General features: G+C 56.2%; 16 protein-coding genes and 2 tRNA genes. 10 read left to right on the top strand and 8 right to left on the bottom strand.

The genetic code is table 11. The features are described 5' to 3' along the window. Positions 1-160: 160 nt before the first annotated feature. From hpxO to V1572_RS10650, 3 genes are read left to right on the top strand one after another with little or no spacing between them, the layout of a single operon-like run. Entirely contained in the window at positions 161-1,315 is a 1,155-nt protein-coding gene (gene hpxO / locus V1572_RS10660; protein WP_395299944.1) for an FAD-dependent urate hydroxylase HpxO, read from the top strand. 14 nt (positions 1,316-1,329) lie between these two features. After that, positions 1,330-2,367, top strand: coding sequence for a molybdenum cofactor-independent xanthine hydroxylase subunit HpxD (gene hpxD / locus V1572_RS10655; RefSeq protein WP_395299943.1), 1,038 nt, complete (start codon positions 1,330-1,332; stop codon positions 2,365-2,367). 11 nt (positions 2,368-2,378) lie between these two features. Beyond that, positions 2,379-3,314, top strand: coding sequence for a PDR/VanB family oxidoreductase (locus tag V1572_RS10650; RefSeq protein ID WP_395299942.1), 936 nt, complete (start codon positions 2,379-2,381; stop codon positions 3,312-3,314). Between the two features lie 123 nt (positions 3,315-3,437). Here V1572_RS10650 and V1572_RS10645 read toward each other — a convergent pair whose 3' ends face one another. From V1572_RS10645 to V1572_RS10630, 4 genes are read right to left on the bottom strand one after another with little or no spacing between them, the layout of a single operon-like run. Beyond that, on the bottom strand, positions 3,438-4,037 hold the full coding sequence (locus V1572_RS10645) for a DJ-1/PfpI family protein (RefSeq protein WP_126534784.1): 600 nt from the start codon (positions 4,035-4,037) through the stop codon (positions 3,438-3,440). 22 nt (positions 4,038-4,059) lie between these two features. Then, positions 4,060-5,250, bottom strand: coding sequence for a glycoside hydrolase family 88 protein (locus tag V1572_RS10640; RefSeq protein WP_334762597.1), 1,191 nt, complete (start codon positions 5,248-5,250; stop codon positions 4,060-4,062). Between the two features lie 13 nt (positions 5,251-5,263). Continuing rightward, positions 5,264-6,544 carry an oligosaccharide MFS transporter gene (locus tag V1572_RS10635; protein ID WP_063621329.1) on the bottom strand — a complete coding sequence of 427 codons (1,281 nt, stop codon included), beginning with the start codon at positions 6,542-6,544 and terminating at the stop codon, positions 5,264-5,266. Beyond that, positions 6,541-8,379 carry a DUF2264 domain-containing protein gene (locus V1572_RS10630; protein ID WP_395299941.1) on the bottom strand — a complete coding sequence of 613 codons (1,839 nt, stop codon included), beginning with the start codon at positions 8,377-8,379 and terminating at the stop codon, positions 6,541-6,543. The genes V1572_RS10635 and V1572_RS10630 overlap by 4 nt, the downstream gene beginning before the upstream one ends. Positions 8,380-8,607: 228 nt before the next feature. Here V1572_RS10630 and V1572_RS10625 point away from each other — a divergent pair, with 228 nt between their 5' ends. Then, the gene (locus V1572_RS10625; protein WP_048222395.1) at positions 8,608-9,489 is read left to right on the top strand and encodes an AraC family transcriptional regulator; all 882 of its coding nucleotides are present in this window, start codon (positions 8,608-8,610) and stop codon (positions 9,487-9,489) included. 69 nt (positions 9,490-9,558) lie between these two features. Here the strand turns inward: V1572_RS10625 and V1572_RS10620 are convergent. After that, a tRNA-Ser gene (locus V1572_RS10620) sits at positions 9,559-9,646 on the bottom strand. A 278-nt stretch (positions 9,647-9,924) separates the two neighbouring features. Here V1572_RS10620 and V1572_RS10615 point away from each other — a divergent pair. The 5 genes from V1572_RS10615 to V1572_RS10595 all read left to right on the top strand — a co-directional run bounded on the left by V1572_RS10615 (position 9,925) and on the right by V1572_RS10595 (position 14,966). Further along, positions 9,925-11,061 (top strand): D-alanyl-lipoteichoic acid biosynthesis protein DltD, encoded by a 1,137-nt coding sequence (locus V1572_RS10615; RefSeq protein ID WP_045908346.1) that lies wholly within the window; start codon positions 9,925-9,927, stop codon positions 11,059-11,061. A gap of 128 nt (positions 11,062-11,189) precedes the next feature. Then, on the top strand, positions 11,190-12,308 hold the full coding sequence (locus tag V1572_RS10610; protein WP_196365005.1) for an MBOAT family O-acyltransferase: 1,119 nt from the start codon (positions 11,190-11,192) through the stop codon (positions 12,306-12,308). Continuing rightward, positions 12,305-13,738 carry an AMP-binding protein gene (locus V1572_RS10605; RefSeq protein WP_395299940.1) on the top strand — a complete coding sequence of 478 codons (1,434 nt, stop codon included), beginning with the start codon at positions 12,305-12,307 and terminating at the stop codon, positions 13,736-13,738. The genes V1572_RS10610 and V1572_RS10605 overlap by 4 nt, the downstream gene beginning before the upstream one ends. A gap of 17 nt (positions 13,739-13,755) precedes the next feature. Next, the gene (locus tag V1572_RS10600) at positions 13,756-13,974 is read left to right on the top strand and encodes an acyl carrier protein (protein WP_008499867.1); all 219 of its coding nucleotides are present in this window, start codon (positions 13,756-13,758) and stop codon (positions 13,972-13,974) included. A 155-nt stretch (positions 13,975-14,129) separates the two neighbouring features. Further along, entirely contained in the window at positions 14,130-14,966 is an 837-nt protein-coding gene (locus tag V1572_RS10595; protein WP_045908349.1) for an alpha/beta fold hydrolase, read from the top strand. Positions 14,967-15,072: 106 nt separating this feature from the next. Here V1572_RS10595 and V1572_RS10590 read toward each other — a convergent pair whose 3' ends face one another. Continuing rightward, complete coding sequence (locus V1572_RS10590) at positions 15,073-15,330, bottom strand: YjhX family toxin (protein WP_021240841.1); 258 nt, start codon at positions 15,328-15,330, stop codon at positions 15,073-15,075. A 314-nt stretch (positions 15,331-15,644) separates the two neighbouring features. Here V1572_RS10590 and V1572_RS10585 point away from each other — a divergent pair, with 314 nt between their 5' ends. Next, positions 15,645-16,049 carry a GNAT family N-acetyltransferase gene (locus tag V1572_RS10585; protein ID WP_048027271.1) on the top strand — a complete coding sequence of 135 codons (405 nt, stop codon included), beginning with the start codon at positions 15,645-15,647 and terminating at the stop codon, positions 16,047-16,049. Positions 16,050-16,113: 64 nt separating this feature from the next. On the opposite strand, the gene V1572_RS10580 is transcribed toward V1572_RS10585, so the two are convergent. Both V1572_RS10580 and V1572_RS10575 read right to left on the bottom strand, forming a co-directional pair. Then, positions 16,114-16,201, bottom strand: a tRNA-Ser gene (locus V1572_RS10580). Between the two features lie 130 nt (positions 16,202-16,331). Continuing rightward, positions 16,332-17,960 (bottom strand): ABC transporter substrate-binding protein, encoded by a 1,629-nt coding sequence (locus V1572_RS10575; protein WP_395299939.1) that lies wholly within the window; start codon positions 17,958-17,960, stop codon positions 16,332-16,334. Positions 17,961-18,201 lie beyond the last annotated feature (241 nt).

Genomic DNA, 18,201 nt, shown 5'->3' with positions numbered 1-18,201 from the left:
GGATGGCTGACCAGGAAATTTTTGATTCATAAAAAGGCACGCTCACCGCGTTTGCGCACCTTAGCAGTGCAAACATCTCCCTCACAACGCCGTTTTCACTACTCTGCAGCCTGGTACGCAAATTGCTGAATGTCTTTACACCCTGCAAAAGGAGAGAAGCATGAGAGCAATCGTTATTGGTGCGGGTATTGGCGGCCTGAGCGCCGCCGTCGCGCTGAAGAAAGCGGGCATCGACTGTACCGTGTTTGAAGCCGTAAAGGAGATCAGGCCCGTCGGGGCGGCCATCTCCATCTGGCCGAACGGCGTGAAATGCATGCAGCACCTCGGCATGGGCGACATCATCGAGACCTGGGGCGGGCCGATGCGTTTTATGGCCTATAAGGATTGCCGTCGCGGCGATACCCTGACCCGCTTTAGCCTTGCCCCGCTGGTTGAGCGTACGGGCGGGCGTCCCTGCCCCGTCTCGCGCGCTGAGCTTCAGCGCGAAATGCTGGACTTCTGGGGGCGCGACAAGGTGCAGTTCGGCAAGCGCGTCGAACGCGTCCATGAAGACGAGGCTGGCGTGAGCGTCACCTTCACCGATGGCAGCACAGCTGCCGGGGATTTCCTGATTGCCGCCGACGGCAGCCACTCGGCGGTTCGCCCGTACGTGCTGGGGTACACGCCGGAGCGCCGCTACGCGGGCTACGTGAACTGGAACGGGCTGGTGAAGATTGACGAGGAGATCGCCCCGGCGCACCAGTGGACCACCTTCGTTGGCGAAGGCAAACGCGTGTCGCTGATGCCCGTCTCCGGTGGACGCTTCTACTTCTTCTTTGACGTGCCGCTCCCTGCGGGTCTGGCGGAGGATCGCACTACCCTGCGCGCCGATCTCACGGGCTACTTCCGCGGCTGGGCGCCGCCGGTGCAGAAGCTTATCGCGGCGCTGGATCCTGAAACCACCAACCGGATTGAAATCCACGACATTGAGCCGTTCGACAGCCTGGTACGCGGCAACGTCGCGCTGCTGGGCGATGCCGGGCACAGCACCACGCCGGATATCGGCCAGGGCGGCTGCGCAGCGATGGAAGACGCCGTGGTGCTGGGGGAATGCCTGCGTGAAAACCACAACATCACGCTGGCGCTTCGGCAGTACGAGGCGCTGCGCTGCGACCGGGTGCGCGACCTGGTGCTGAAGGCACGTAAGCGCTGCGACGTCACCCACGGCAAAGACATGGCGTTGACGCAGGCCTGGTATCAGGAGCTTCGAGAGGAGACCGGAGAGCGCATCATCAACGGTCTGTGCGAGACCATTCAGGGCGGCCCGTTAGGCTGAATGTAAGAGGGATAATGATGAAAAGAGAACCGACTCCACCCGCCCACTGTACGTTTGAGCCAGAGGACTGGCTGCGTCTGGCGAAATGCTGGCATCCGGTCGCGCTCGCCTGCGACGTCGGTCCGGCGCCGGTCAAAGCGACGCTACTGGATGAGCAGCTGGTGATTTACCGCATTAACGACCAGGTCGTGGTCGCCCGTGACGTTTGCCCGCACCGCGGCGTGCCGCTGACGCTCGGCTTTCACGACGAGCACGGGATTATCTGCCCCTATCATGGCTTACGCTTTGGGGAGGGCGGGCGTTGCAACCGTATTCCCTCCAGCCCCGACCAGCCCGTTCCGGCGAAGCTGAACCTGATTAACTACGCCGTGGAGGAGCGGTTCGGGCTCATCTGGACCTGCCTGGCGTTTGATCCGGAAAACCCCGCGCCGCTGCCCACCATGCCGCACTGGGATGACGACGGATTTCAGCAGATTAACTGCCCGGCGTTTGAGGTCAACGGCTTTGCCGGACGTCAGGTAGAGGGTTTTCTGGACGTGGCGCACTTTGCCTGGATCCACACTGATACTTTTGCGGACCCGAATAACCCGCTGGTGCCCCACTATCAGCCTCAGGAGACGCCGTTTGGCTTCGTGGCGGATTACTGGAGCTCCGTGAGCAACTATCCCGCCAGCTCCCCCGTGCAGGCTCCGGAAGGGTTCCAGTGGTTACGCCATTTTGAGATGCACCTGCCGTTCACCGCCACCCTGACGATTCATTTTCCGGGTGAGTCGAGACTGGTCATTATGAACGCCGCATCGCCGGTGTCATCGCGCGTGACCCGCATGTTCGCCCCTATCGCCCGCAATTTTGACCTGCATATTCCGGTGGAGGATGTGCATGCTTTCAATCTGCGGATTTTTGAAGAGGACCGTCTGATGGTGGAAACCCAGCGTCCGGAACGCCTGCCGCTGGACCTGACCCTGGAAGCGCATATCCCCGCAGATAAAAGCTCGATTGCCTACCGTCGGGGACTGAAGAAGATGGGCTTTGGCGAGTTTTTCCTGGTATGACGGAGGCCGATATGCTGAGCGTGATTGTTGACGGGTTGTGGCGCGAGGGCGACAAAAGCCTCGCCGTCAGGCTGGTGGCGGAAGACGGCGAAGCGCTGCCACCGTGGCAGCCCGGCGCACACATTGATGTTCATCTGCCCTGCGGCGTGGTTCGCCAGTATTCCCTGACCGGAGCGTGTGGCGGTGAGAGCTACCTGATCTGCGTGGGGCGAGAAACCGCCTCACGCGGCGGGTCGCGCTATGTTCACGAGACGCTGCGTCCCGGGCAGAAGCTGATGATATCGGCCCCGCGCAACCTGTTTCCGCTTCAGCAGGCAGAGCGGGTTTTACTCCTGGCGGCGGGAATTGGCATAACGCCGCTTTATGCGATGGCCCTGCAGCTGAAGGCGACCGGAACGCCGTTCACGCTGCACTACTACGTCAGGAACCGGGAAAGCGCGGCGTTTACGCGCGAACTCTCGCTGTGCGATGAGTGTATCATTCATACCGCCAGCCCGCGCACCGCGCTGGCGGAACATCTCCCGGCGGCCGAATCGGGCCTTCACGCCTGGGTCTGTGGTCCGGCAGGTTTTATGGAAAAAGTGCATGAGGTCGCCACGGCAAAGGGATGGGCTGACGCCCATCTTCATAGCGAGGCGTTTCAGCCCGTTGCGCCCGCCGCAGGCGGTGAAACCGGGGAGATCTTCACGGTCAAGCTGGCCTCCACCGGGGAGCGCTGGCCGGTGCCTGCGGATAAAACCATCGCCCAGGTGCTGCAGGAAAATGGCGTGGCGGTCCCGCTTTCCTGTGAGATGGGGATCTGCGGAGCCTGCCTGACGCCGGTGATTGACGGCGTGGTGGATCACCGGGATAGCGTGCAGTCGGAGGCGGAAAAAAGCGCAACGGACCAGCAGGTGGCGCTGTGCTGCTCGCGGAGCCATTCCGGGGAGCTGGTGATTGGGCTGTAAACCGTCTGCACACGCTTTCTTGCCGGGTGGCGCTGCGCTTACCCGGCCTATAATCCGTAACAATATCAATATATTGCACTATTCATTGTAGGCCCGTGCAAGCGTAGCGCCGCCGGGCGAAACTTACAAATCGCGCTTTGCCAGCCCGTAAACGGGCTTGCTATCCTGCCACGCATAATCAATATGGCTGGCCTGCTCGCGCGCCAACGCGTCATCGCCCTGCAATCGCGCCGCCAGGGTAAAGGCGAAATCAAACACTTTACCCAGCCCACGGCCGCTCAGCAGATTGCCGTCTTCCACCACGTCGGCATCGACGTAGATGCCATCGCTGACTGTTTTCCACAGATCGCCGGAACAGACATAGCGACGCCCCTTCAGCAGTCCATTGCCGCCCAGCACGCGGGCGGCGGCGGAACAAATCGGGCAGATATATTTGCCCGCTTCATCGTGGCGGCGGACGAAGGCAATGACCTCCGCGCTTTTCGCCAGGTTAACGCTGCCTTGCGGGCCGCCCGGTAACACCACGGCGTCAAAGGTCCGGTCGAGACTGGCCTGCAGAGTACTGTCCGCCACCATAGGGATGGCGTGATAGCTCACCACTTCGCGACTCTCGCCGCAGGCAATCGTCTGCACCGTAATATTCAGGCGGCGCAGGATATCGATAGTGACAATCGCTTCCCCCTCTTCAAAACCAGGGGCTAATAGCACGGCTACGCTTTTCATTTTGCTCTCCATTGCTTAAGGGTTACCAGTACGGGTGCCAAATCTGTCGCAGCCGCGCCAGCAGTTCAAGATAGAAATAGTCTCCCCAGCTACAGCACTGATCGACGCCCTTACCGCTGCCCATATGATAAACCGAGTGCTGCAGCAGCCCTTCGGTCGGATCGTCGTCGTGAGCAAGGTAGTTATCGGTCAGCGACAGCGCAATACGCAGCGCCATCTCTTCATAATACGCACGGTTTGCATCGAGCGTCGGCAGCGCCTTGACCAGCTCCAGCAGGCCACAGGCGGCAATCGCCGCCGCTGAACTGTCGCGCACGGCGTCGGTACCGAGCAGCGCCAAATCCCAGTGGCAAACATCATCTTCCGGCAGACGGTTGAGGAAGTAATGCGCCAGGCTGCGGGACAGCTCCACCATCTGCTTATCGCCGGTGTGCTGATAGCTGAGCAGAAAGCCGTAAATGCCCCATGCCTGGCCGCGCGACCAGCACGAGGTATCGCTGTAGCCCTGATGGGTGTTGCCAAAGCGCGGCTCACCCGTCTGCACATCCATATAGTAAGTGTGATAAGTCGAGGCATCTTCACGCACGATATAGTTCGCGGCCTGTCCGGCATGAGCCGTCGCCGCCTTCGCATAGCGCGGATCCCCGGTCTGTTCGCTGGCCCAGTACAGCAGCGGCAGGTTCATGTTGCAGTCGATGATCATTCTCCCCTGCTGCTCCGGGTCGTTTAAATCACCCCACGCCTGAATAATGTTGGCCGTCGGGTTAAAACGTTCCATCAGGCGCTCGGCTGCCAGCAGCGCCGACTGGCGAGCGGCCTCGTTGCCGGTGAGGCGCCATGCGCTGATGCAGGAGAGCGAATAGAGGAACCCGAGATCGTGCGTTGCGGTATCGATGCGCTGCTCAATACGCCGGGCGAACGACGGTAAATAGCGTTCGGCGGCTTCGCGATAATGCGCTTTGCCAGTCATCTCCCACGCCAGCCACAGCTGGCCAGGCCAAAAGCTGGTGGTCCATTCCACGTTATCGGTGCGCGGCCAGACCCCCTTCTCACAGGCCTCACCGGGGAACTTATCGCCGAAGGCGACAATATTGTTGTCGAGCTTGCGCGTGACGCGGGCTAACGCCGCTTCCAGCTTCTGGCTCAGTGCCAGGCGATCGACCTGATGCAGTTCGATCGGCCGCAACGCTTCGGTGATAACAGATTTGGTCATAACAACTCCTGAATTAATGTTTGGCCGGTTCAACCGGGGCGGTATCTAAAGCCGGAGCAAAGGATCGTGAGTCATCGCGCGTCGACTGGCAGCGCGACAGCGTAAAGGCGGAAATCAGCGTAAATACCAGGGCGCAGCTGCCCATCAGCAGATAGGTATGCTCAAAGCCAATCTTGTCGTACAGATAGCCGGCAGGTGGGGCGACCACAATCGAACCCACGTAAATCATTGCCTGGTAGCCCAGCAGGTACATCGTGGCGTTAACCCGACGATGGAAATGTTCGGCGATGTATTTGAAGACGGAGATGAGCAGCAGCGCGATCTCGACGCCATAAAACGGTTTGATGATGGAGATAACAATCGGGTCACTGGTCAGCCCGGAGGCGATCAGCCGTGCCCCGACCACGCAGCCGCAGAACAGCAGGCCACGCTTAGCGCCGTAGTGGTTCACCAGCCACGGGATAAACATCATCATCACGAACTCCATCCCCGACTGGACGGTACTCAGGTAGCCGTACCAGGCATTCCCCTGCTCTTTGGTGGCGAAGAACGAGACGAAGTAGCGCGGGAACTGCTGTTCGGCGATAAACATCATCCACGCTACTCCGGCGACATAGAGGCTGAACATCCAGAATTTGCGGTTTTTCAGGAGCATCAGCACATCGGCGAAGACGATCTTATTAGCGGAAATGACGCTGTTATTGCGCAGCTGCTCATCGCCGATTTTGAGGCTAATCAGCACCAGCAGCATCAGTACCGAGGTACCGCTGCTGAGGAGAAAGTTGGCCAGCGGGGTGACGTTAAACAACAGCCCGGAGACCGACGCCGCCATCGCCCAGCCCAGTGAGCCCCACATTCTGATGCGGCCAAACTCCAGCCCGTACAGGCGGCTAAAGCGGTCGGCGTAAGATTCAGACGCCGCCACGCCGGCGTACCAGCCCAGGCTCAGATACAGCGCGCCGATGATAATCCCCGCCATCGCATGGCTTTGCAGCAGCGGCTGGTAAACCAGCGCAAAAAACGGCGCCATCAGCGCAGAAATGGCGCAGACAAAATAGAGCAGCCACTTGCTCATGCCGATTTTGTCCATGATGTAGCCGTACACCGGCTTCAGGACCACCGCGAAGACGCCATTTATAGCGAACACGCTGCCGATGGTGACGCTATCAAGGCCCACTTTCTGGCTCAGCCACAGGGCGTACAGGCCAAAGCTGGATGACCACGTGAAGAAGTAAAGGAAAATAAAGGTACTCATTTTGTACTGAGCGGCGCGTACGGACGATGATGTGCTCATAGCGATGCCTCCGGAGCCAGAAGGAGCGTCGTTTCTTGTCGTGCCGTCACGAAGCGTACCGCGTCATCGCTAATGAAGGCCTGCGGGCAGCGTTGCGGATCGAAGTCGGCGGCATTTCCCGCCCACACCGCGCTGATTAACACATGCGTACCGGGGTCGAGCTCGCCGCGCAGCACCGGCACCGCCGCGCGCTCGGCGAACAGCAGATTACTGTTTGGCGGCGTCACCACCGTCTCGCCGCGGCGGGCGTGCGGATGTAAACAGAAAATGGCTGAGACATCCCGGGCATTGCGTAACCAGCAGGCGCCGTCACTCTCGTGTACCTGCGGCTGCGGGCGGTTTGCCAGGCTAAAGCCGCCTTCCGCGCAGTCCAGCGCGCGCCGGGTATTGATACGATGAACGCGCAGTTGCCAGTCGCCCAGCGCCAGCAGCCAGCTATCAATCACCACGTCGTGCCACGGCAGCCAGCGGCTATAAATAGTGCCGTCAGCGGTGACCACGTGCTGACATTCGCGACGGCCACGCCAGTAGTTGTCCTTTTCGGCCAGCAGCATCATCGAATCGGGCGCGGCATGGTTCAGGCCGTAGCGGCCGCGTTCGATGGTGAAGCCAAAGCGGGTGGAATAGGCAAATTTGCAGTATTTCGCTTCGGTGTTCACGAAGTTGTTCAGCTCCAGCTGGCCGGACGTCAGCATCCACAGGTGGTCGGCCTGATGTACCACCACCTGATCCGCGTGGGCTATCGTGTGCTGCGCGGGCAACGGCGGCAGCGGCAGCTCAGCCGCCTGCCAGAAGGCATCGCCCTCATCTAATGCCAGCACCAGCAGGGTCTTCAGGCCCCAGTACGGCGACCCCGGCGCGTTGTAGTCTTCCGCCATCGCCAGGTTCGGATAGCTGTAACCGACGCTCAGTACGCCGTCGCGGTCGAATATCGGCTGCTTCAGCCACCAGCGCAGATGACGCAGGACGATGCCCTTCATCACGCCGGGCGAAAAGACTTCCAGCCCGGCGAAGGCCGCCGCACTCCAGAATGCCGCCTCGGCAAAGCGGTAGGTCAGGCTACGGCCAAACGGGATCGCCGCGCCGTCTTCGGCAAAGAAATGGATGAAGTCAGAGGAGAAACGCGCGGCCCGGTCACGCAGCGTTGCACAGCGCTGTGGATCGATCCTGGCCATGAGCTTCGCGTAAATCAGGCCATAGAAATGGAAGCCCATCGAGATGTAATAGTCGCGCGGCCGTCCCGGACCATCGGAATACCAGCCATCGCCGAGGTAGTAGTGCTCCATGGCAGCAAAATGATCTTCCAGCGCCTGCGGGTTGGTCGGCATGCCGCAATAATGGAAGCCGACCTGCACCAGAATCGGGAAGAAGTGCCAGTTGTTATCGGGGATTTCCTGGGTCTCGCACTGCTTTAGCCAGCGCCATAAATGCTCTTTCTCCGTCTCAGTGAAGTGTGCCAGTACGGTTTCACCCGCCAGCGCCAGCAGCAGCCCGTAGGCTGCCATCTCGACGATTCGCTGATCGTAAGGCCCGACATCGCCCCAGTAATCGGCATGCTGCGGATCGGTGCCGTTTTTTATCGCCTGTAAATAGAATGAGAAGTGCTGCGGCTCGCTGCCGCCAGCCAACAGCGGCGTCACGCCCCACAGCAGGCGGGAAAACGTTTCCATGCTCGCCACCTGCTGACCGTAGTGAGCGGTAAAGTTCGCTAAATCAATGCGGCTGGCGTCTTTTTTAAACCAGGGCGCCACCGCGTTCAGCATGTCGTTGACCAGCCGTAGCACCTCTTCCCGGCTTGTCAGTGGATTATCCAGATGAATATTTTCAGGTTGCACAGGGTCCTCCCGCATTACACGAGGGTAGAGATAAGTTATTGTTATTAGGCTTTTTAAAGCCATGAGTGCGACGTCTGAATGAAGAGTAACTGCTTTTATTCCTGGCGCTGAGTGAGCAGACTCACAAAATTAAACCGCCATTTCATTTTTTCTGGATTTTGTCGAACGCGAGGGGGATAAATTACAAATGATGGCCTAAAAATTTAAATCTGTTGTTCTGGAGGTAATATGGGTGAAACGCAACTACTGGAACGCATTACGCTCGATCGGCAGGCCATTTCTTTTAACCGCATGTACACCACCAGTGCGATTTACTACCACTGGCATCAATGCGTTGAATTGCTCTATATCTCCAGCGGCTACGGCATCGTGGTGGTGGATAACCAGCACTACACCGCCCGTCCGGGGCGACTCTTTATCTTCCCGCCCTTCCGTTTGCACAAAGTGCAGGTCGATCATAGCGATAAGAACCCCTATCACCGCACGACCATGCACATTGAGCAATCGGTCGTCGAAAGTGCGCTCGGCGCCTTCCCGCGCCATCAGGCCCGGTTCGCCGCGCTGGCCGCCAGCAATCTGCCAGCACAGATTTACGATCTCAGCAATCACGCGGCGTTTATCGAGCGGATCCTTGAACAGTTTCAGCGCCTGGAGGGCAACGAGCAGACCGAGGCCTGCGAGGTGGCCTTTCTGATGATGCAGCTCATGACGTTTCTGCCCGAGCAGCCGCAGCCCTACCCGCCGCGCCAGCAGACCGTCGCCTCGCGGATTATGAGCTGGGTCGAAGCCCACTATGCCAGCAAGTTTTCGCTCGACCAGTTAGCTCACGACCTGGGGCTTTCACGCAGCTATACCTCACGAATTTTCCGCCAGCAGACCGGCGGTACCATCCACGAATATTTGCTGACCCGGCGAATAAAAAGCAGCTGCGAACTGTTACGGTACAGCGATGAGCCTGTTGACGCTATTGCCCTGGCAGTCGGGTTTAGCGAGGTGACCTATTTCATTACCTGCTTTAAAAAGATGATGCGTCAGACGCCACTGCAGTATCGGCGCAGTATCCGCTGCACCAGGATTCTCTCTCAGGGCGATTTTGGACAGGTTTGCTGAACCTCCAGCCTGGCCGGGGATTTTATGCACAAAAAAACCCAGGTCGCATAACGACCTGGGTTTCGAATTTGGCGGAAGCGTAGAGATTCGAACTCTAGAACCCTTTCGGGTCGCCGGTTTTCAAGACCGGTGCCTTCAACCGCTCGGCCACGCTTCCAAAGTGAGGCGCACTATAAACATCTATTAGCGCCTTGTAAAGCAGGAATTTTTCTATTTTTCCCCACACGCGTTTGACTGCGCAAAAAGTCACCCGCACGCTGACCTCACGTCACTCTCCACGACCTTGTACATACCGTAACATAGCAACGCTCATCCTTTTAAATCGCTCTGGTATAGAATGCCACAAAAATAGACGGTCATTTGTAGTGTAATTGTTATAAATCTGAATTCCCGCAGATTTTAGACATTACTGCCATGCAGTGTTACGGGTTGATGATGAAAATCAAGAATACGCTTTGCTTACATATCCTGATGGCAACCCTGGCCATTTTGTTCCTTTGTATTCACCCGCTGGTGACGAGCTTCGATCCACCGCTCGCCTTCCAGCCGCTGATTAAATCAATGGCGGGGACGCCTAAAGAACAAGCGGAAAAAATTGCCACTATTTCTCATGCCTTAGAAGGGAATGCGATATTCTTCATTGGTGCGTCTGAGGTAGCGACCTCAGAAGATGAACATTACGCTGTCTATAATTATTTTAATAAGCAATTACACAAACCCGTCGTGGCGTATGGCGATGCGTTTGTCGATGACGAAACGCAGTTTTTACTGTTCTCACGTTTTAAAAATAGCCTTAACGCAAACAGTAAAGTTGTTTTGCTTCTGGCACCCGACAGCTTTTACTCAAAAGGTCTGCCACCCGCTATCTACGCCGATAATTTCCCGGGCTCTATTTTTAATCCTTTGATGAAGGATCCGCAGGCGCGCCCAATATTAGTCAATTATTTAAAACATATTGATAGTAAAGAAATAAGCCATTTAACCTTTGGTCAAATGCGTGTCTTTGGCTGGCACCCCGATCTGATATGGGACGAGGTGAGTTTCCAGTTTGCCAACGTCTGCACCCTGATAAAAAACGACTGGCTGGCGCTGCTCAACGTTACGCCCCGGACGGTACAGCCGTGGCCGCCGCAGCCAACCACCCATATAGCCCCAGACTGGGATAAAGAGCTGGCGAATGCCCGCGAGTTAAATAAAAAACGCCAGCAGAGCGCGGCCACCCTGTGGATGGACAAAACGATTTACGAGGAGGACGGTACGCGACAGCAGTGGGATGACACGCCGGTCGTACCTGCGCAAATCGCCGCGTTCAGAAAAACCGTCCAGCTGCTGAAAGACCGTCACGTGCAGGTGATTGCTATCGTCGACCCGGTTAACCCCTGGGCGCTTTACAACACCGATACCTTCCGCCCGGTTGATAAGCAAATTCAAACCATTCTGGAAGCGAACCAGATCCCCTATTTAGATATGTACGCCATGCCTTATCAGAATGGCTGGAACTGGGATCGTTTGCACCCTTCCGAGCTGGCCTGGGTTCCTATGATTCGCTTTATTGCACAGAGCTTTAAATAATGAAAATCGCGATCCGTCTTTTTTTCCTTTATCTCCTGCTGGCGATCACCATCGTCGCGTGGACCTCTGTCGATGACAGCATGAGTATGCAGCTGCATTTTGAATATCAAAAGTTCTGAGGCCGAATGATGTATAGCTCAGGCATGTTTTTTGTCTATTTATTTTCATCCGCCCTGGCGTTTGCGCTGGTCAATCGCGTATTACGTCATCGCCTGACGTATTTATCGGCGTTATCCGTCCTCGCCGCATTAGGCTGGGGCTATATTTTTCAGGGTGATTACCGTGTTCCCGCGGTCGTTTTTTTCAGTTTTTACCTTGTCGCCGCGTTAAAAGAAAAAGGATGGTTAAAAACCTGGCAGGCGATTGTGTTAACGCTGCTGCCTTTATTTTTGGTGAAATTGCATCTTAATCATCATCTCGGCATGATCGGCCTCTCTTTTATGACGTTCCGCGCGGTGGACGTGCTGCTCTATCGCAGTAAAAAAGAAGGACAGAATTTCCTGCATTATTTCTGCTATCTGTTTATGCCCTTTATTATTCTGGCGGGCCCAATGTATCGCTGGCGGACATGGATGAGCGACGTCAGCAAGCCCGTCTTTGCCCTTAATCGCGAACAGTTTTTAGTGGCGCTGGAGCAAATCATTACCGGCATTGTCCAGAAGTTCCTGTTTGCCATGCTGGTTGATTCACTTGTCGTGCAGCCCTGGAGCCATAAGCCGTTTACGCTGACCGTGGGCGTGGTGATGTCGATTGCCTATAGCGCCTACCTCTACTTTGATTTTGCGGGCTACAGCAATATGGCCATCGGTGCGGGCCGCCTGTTTGGGTTGAATATTCCGGCAAACTTCAATATGCCGCTTCTGGCAAAGAATCCGCAGGACTTCTGGCGCCGCTTCCACATTAGCCTGTCTGAATGGCTGCGCGATGTGGTCTTTATGCCCGTTTATATGAACCTAATGAAGTTCAACTTTTTCCGTCAGAACAAAACGCTGGCGCAAAATATCGGTATTTTTTGCACCCTGTTTTGCATGGGGGCATGGAATGGCCTGGAACGCCATTACGTCATCAGCGGCGCGCTGTTTGGCGCCATCTCTGTCGCTCACAACATGCTGCTGTGGTCAGCCAAACGCAGCCCGGCGTTACACCGCGGGTTGCAGTATCCGGCTGTTGCGTTTTTGGGACGCATTCTGACGCTGGGAAGCGCCGCGGGCTCCCTTTACATCTTTAGTGGAATGTCACCTCTATGAAAAATCACTCCGATCTTCAGGAACTGCAGAATTTCTTGCGTGCGGCATTATACGATCCCGCCTCCCCGCAGCAGTTGGCCATCAGCGGCAGCGACGAAGCCTTAAGCTGGCTGCAGCTTTCCGCTGCCGTGACGGACTGGGCACAGCGCTATCAGGGTTGTCAGCCTGTTGCCGGTATGCCGGTCGTCTTGTACGGACACCAGCAGGCCGAGTTCGCCGTGGCGATTTATAGCTGCCTGCTACACAACATTCCGTACATTCCGGTGGACTGCATTTACCCGCAGGAGCGCCTGCGGGAGATCTGCCATCTGGCCAGCGCCCCTTACTATTACGACGTCGTGACCCGGCAGTTCATCGCCACCGGTGAACCGGGCAAGGTGCTGGAGGAGCAGGATCTGGCCTATATCATGTTTACCTCAGGCAGCACCGGCAAGCCTAAAGGGGTGCAGATTGGGCGTGAAAGCGTGTGGCACTTCATGAAATGGGTCAGCCAGGACTTTTCGCTGCCGGAAAAACCGGTGCTGATGAACCACGCGGTGTTCAGTTTTGACCTCTCCCTGATCCCTTTGCTGGCGAATCTGGCGATGGGTGGACACATCGTGCTGAACGCCAAAGACGATATTCATAAAGAGAACTGGCTGGAGCGACTGAAAAGCAACGCCGTCTCCGCCTGGGTTTCCACCCCCTCTTTTGCGTATCAGCAGCTGCTTTCCCCGCAGTTCAACAGCGAGTATTTGCCTGCGCTGAGCGTCTTTATCTTTATTGGTGAAGTGTTGAATAAAGCGCTGGTCAAACAGCTGCGCCGCCGTTTCCCGCAGGCCAAAATTATTAATTCCTATGGCCCAACGGAAGCGACCATCGCAACAACCGTCGTCGAGATCACGGATGCGATCCTCAACAGCGACAGCGCCGTGCTGCCGGTGGGGGTCATGATGCCTGAGAGCAGAATGGAAATTTCCGCTGAAGGCGAGCTGATCATCTGGGGGAAAAATGTCATGCGCGGCTACCTCGGCCTGCCGCAGGAGAACGCGGCGAAATTACTTCATCGGGAAAACGAGGCGTTTCGCGGCTACCGGACCGGCGATCTGGGTTATGAAGCGGGGCTCATCTACTGTCAGGGCCGCAACGACAGCCAGGTCAAACTGAATGGCTACCGTATTGAAATTAACGAGATCGAAAACCGCCTGCTGGCGATGTCCGGCATCAACGAAGCGGTGGTTCTGCCGCTGATGAAATCCTGCGGCAGCGTGCTGCGCATTGCCGCGTTCTGCGTGACGGAGCTGGCGCCGGATACCATCAAAACCTCGCTGTCGAAGGTGGTTCCCCACTATATGGTGCCTTCACAAATTATCGTAAAAGACGCTTTGCCGCTGAATCCTAACGGCAAAATTGACCGCAAGTTGCTGGACGCTTACGCCCGCACAAATTAATGACCCCAGGAAAAATTATGGAACAAGAAATTCTCGCCCTGTTCGAAAAAGTGTTATCCCGCAAGGTGGGCTTTCACGATGAACTGATTGAATCCGACATTCTCGACTCCATCCTGGCGGTCGATATGGTTCTGGAAGTGCAGGACGTTTACGGCTGCATGATCCCGCCGACAGACGTGGCGACGGTGCTGAAAACCCCGGCGGACCTGGCCCGCTATATTGAAGAAAACCGCTAAACGCCCCTGCTGTTAATCCTGTCCTGAAGGCTCTGGCGCATCGCGCCAGAGCCCAGACGCAAAATGAATATCCTTCACCGGGATTAAACCAACCGCTTTTGAGATTTCTCCTACACTTTAGGGGTCGTGTTGTTCTTAACAGAGGAGTCTGCGGTATGGCATTCGTAACCACGAAAGACGGCGTCAATATTTACTACAAAGACTGGGGCCCAAAAGAGGCCCAGCCCATTGTCTTCCACCACGGCTGGCCGTTGAGTGCCGATGACTGGGATAACCAGATGCTCTTCTTCCTTGCAGAAGGCTATCGCGTTATCGCTATCGATCGCCGCGGACATGGACGATCGGACCAGGTGAGTGAAGGCCACGATATGGATCATTATGCGGCCGATGCGTCAGCCGTGGTTGAAAGCCTGGATCTGCACAATGCCGTGCACGTCGGTCACTCCACCGGCGGCGGCCAGGTCGCCCGCTATGTTGCGCGGTATGGACAACCGCAGGGGCGCGTCGCGAAAGCGGTGCTCGTCAGCGCCGTCCCGCCTCTGATGGTCAAAACGGAGACGAATCCCGGCGGAACGCCCATCGAGGTCTTCGACGGCTTCCGCAAAGCGCTGGCGGCTAACCGCGCCCAGTTTTATCTCGACGTTGCCAGCGGTCCTTTCTACGGTTTTAATCGCGATGGCGCCGAGGTTTCGCAGGGTACGATCCAGAACTGGTGGCGACAGGGTATGATCGGAAGCGCCAAAGCCCACTATGAGGGGATTAAGGCGTTTTCAGAGACCGACCAGACGGAAGATTTGAAAACCATCACGGTTCCCGTTCTGGTGTTGCAGGGCGATGACGATCAGGTTGTTCCGTATAAAAATGCCGCCCTTCTCCAGGACAAGCTGCTGGCGAACAGCGTGCTGAAAATTTATCCGGGCTTCCCGCACGGGATGCATACCACCCATGCGGATACTATCAACGCGGACATTCTGGCTTTTATTCGCTCATAACGCTGCGTTTCTTGCCGGGTGGCGCTGCGCTTACCCGGCCTACATTCCGCTACGATATTCCATTCAATGCATGAACGCCACCCGAGGGTGGCGTTGTTTATTCTGCTTAGCGATTATCCAGCTGGGCGCGAACGTTGTTCAGCCCGGTGGTGTTGATCCGATAAGGTTGCCCGTTCACGGATCGGATCAGCTTTTTGGTGCGGAGTTTTTTGAAGACGCTGAGCGTGCAGTCGCTCAGCACCAGCCCTTCACGGGTATAGCACTCAACGGACGTGACGCGGCCAGAACTGTCGCGGACGTGCACAATACGTCCACCTTTGGCGAGAACGTGTAAGGTACGTTGTTCCTGACGGGATAAATTCATACTGGAAAACCTGTGTAATCATCATGCGTAAAAACGAGCCCACACCCGCAGGTGCGTGCGTAAGGTTTAAGCGCAGCGATAACCAGTCCGTCCTGAGATGGGCGGGAAGCTGATTATCTGATGAAAACATTCTCCAGCATCAAAGCCTCGGTAAGCGGTAAAAAGGTATTTACGTGGTGAATGATAACGCCTGTTTTTTACAGGGGAATAGCGGGAGGTTAAAAGTGTGAACGGGATCGGTCCGTAAAATCGTCTTTCGTCAATTTTACTGCCAGACTGAAGCCCTTTACTGAACACCGACTGGAGCTCTTCTTATGCCTGATAACTATACCGTGGTTGAAACCGTCCCCACTGCAGAAGCGTTTTGCCGGCTGCGCGAAATCTCGGGTCTTAGCCCTCGCCCGCTGGAGGCCGCCCGAAAAGCGCTGCCCGGCAGCTGCTATGGCATGCATATAGTGTTTCAGGGAAAACCGGTCGGTATGGGGCGCATCGTAGGGGATGGTGCGTTGAATTTTGATATCGTCGACGTCGCGGTTGATCCGCTTCATCAGGGGAAAGGACTGGGCAGAGTCATTATGGAAACGCTTGTTGCCTGGCTGGATAACCACGCCTGTAAAGGAGCGTACGTTTGCTTAATGGCCGATGTGCCTGAGCTTTATACTAAATTTGGTTTTACGCTCGTTCGCCCGGCAAGCGAAGGAATGGCCAGAATCTGGTGAAGAACAAACCTGCGTTAAGGCAAAAGAAAAACCCCAGGTTAACAAGTAACCTGGGGTTTATATCTGGCGGAAGCGCAGAGATTCGAACTCTGGAACCCTTTCGGGTCGCCGGTTTTCAAGACCGGTGCCTTCAACCGCTCGGCCACACTTCCTGAGTGAGGCGAACTATAAACACCTCACCGCTTGCTGTAAAGAGTGCCGGCAATCGTTCGCTGTAAAAATAGTCAAAACGTGTTTAATCGGTTGAACTGACAACACATCGACGATTTTATCAGCACAGGCCTAGTGTTTTTTGATGTACATGTCTTTCGTGTAATAGTACCCCAGCTTATCCGGCGTAAATCCGCCCACCCACGGTTTAACCAGGTGCGTTCGGACGTAGTGATAAACCGGAATGGCGGGCACATCGCGTCCCAGCAGATCTTCCGCCTGCTGGTAGAACTTACCCCGCTCTTCCGTTGTTTTGGCTTTTGCGGCATTCACCAGCGCCTGGTCATATTCCGGATTGCTGTACTGGCTGGTGTTTTCGCTGTCGCCGGTGCGGAAGGTGTTCAGGAAGGTCGCCGCATCGTCGTAATCGGCAATCCACGCGTAACGCACCGCGTCAAAGTTGTGGGTATGCATGGTATCCAGCATGGTTTTCCACTCCTGATTTTGCAGCTTCGCCTCCACGCCGAGGTTTTTCTTCCACATAGAGCTGGCCGCAATCGCGATACGCTGGTGCGATTCAGAAGTGTTATAGAGCAGGTTAAAGCTCAGAGGGTGGCTTTCGTTGTACCCGGCCTCGTTGAGCAGTTTTTTCGCCTCAGCGATGCGTTTGTCCAGCGGCCAGCTGGCGTAATCCGGGTTCTGGAGCTTAACGCCGCCGATATCCGGCTGGCTGATGAGCCACGCCGGGCGCTGCCCCTGCCCTAAGACTTTCCCGGCAATGATGTCTTTATCGAGCGCCATGTTCAGCGCCTTACGCACGCGGGCGTCGTTGAACGGCGGCCGGGTGGTATTGAATTCGTAGTAATAGGTCGCCAGCTGCGGGGAGACATCGAGCTGGCTGCCCAGGGTTTTCTTGAGCTGCGCGAACTGGTTGATCGGCACCGTGTAGACAATATCAATTTCACCCGCTTTATAGCGGTTCACATCCGCGGCCTCGGAGGTGATAGGCAGATAGGTCACCTTGTTAATCACGGTATGGTCATTATCCCAGTAGCGCGGGTTGCGCTCCGCCACGATGCGTTCGTTGACCACCCACTGGGATAGCTTATAGGCCCCACTGGTGACGATATGTTCAGGCTTGGTCCACTTGTCGCCAAAGCGGCCAATCAGCACTTTATCCACCGGCACCAGCGACGGGTGCGCCAGCATCGCGAGGAACGCCGCGTTAGGCTGCGTCAATGTCACTTCCAGCGTGGTGTCGTTAATGGCTTTCACGCCCAGCGTATCGGGCGCTTTTTTCCCCTGGGCGATATCCGCACCATTTACGATGTGCATGTTGCCTGGATAGCTGGCGTACGGTGAAGCGGTTTTAGGATCAACCAGACGCTGCCAGCTCCAGACCACATCTTCCGCGGTAATCGCAGTGCCGTCGCTCCAGGTGATGCCTGGACGCAAATGGAACGTCCAGACGGTGTTGTCCTTGTTCTCCCATTTTTCCGCCAGCCGTGGCTGAACTTCACCCGACGGGGAAACGCTGACCAGCCCGTCGAATAAATCACTGATAATATTGAATTCGACGTCGCTTTCGACTTTATGCGGGTCGAGCGAAGCGGGCTCATTACCGTTGTTCCTGACCAGTTCCTGCTTATCGGCCAGCTGCGTTCCTGCCGGCACGTTAGCCGCCCAGGCTGCCGTGCTGGCGCACAGGATCCCGGCGGTAAGTAAAGAGAGCGTAAAGCGCGTGCGTGTTTGTGGTTTCATTTCATTCGCCTTATTGTCTGTTTTTGTGACGATCCGGAAATAACTCTTAGCGGCCTTATGGTAATAACGCAATAATTTTCAGTAACCTATAAGAGGTTGATCTGATTAATCGCGTCAAACCGCTGTTCATACTGGTGAAACGTATTTATGCAGAAGAAACAACCAGCTCCCGCGCTAACCTGCTGAGTAAAGATGGGTAAAACCACTTTGAGAGTGACGCGCCGTTTCCTATTCTTTCCGT

Source organism: Enterobacter quasiroggenkampii (assembly GCF_043972695.1).
In the GTDB taxonomy this organism is placed as follows: Bacteria; Pseudomonadota; Gammaproteobacteria; order Enterobacterales; family Enterobacteriaceae; genus Enterobacter; species Enterobacter quasiroggenkampii.
Note: the sequence above shows the minus strand (reverse complement) of the source record. Positions and strands in the feature narration are given on the sequence as shown.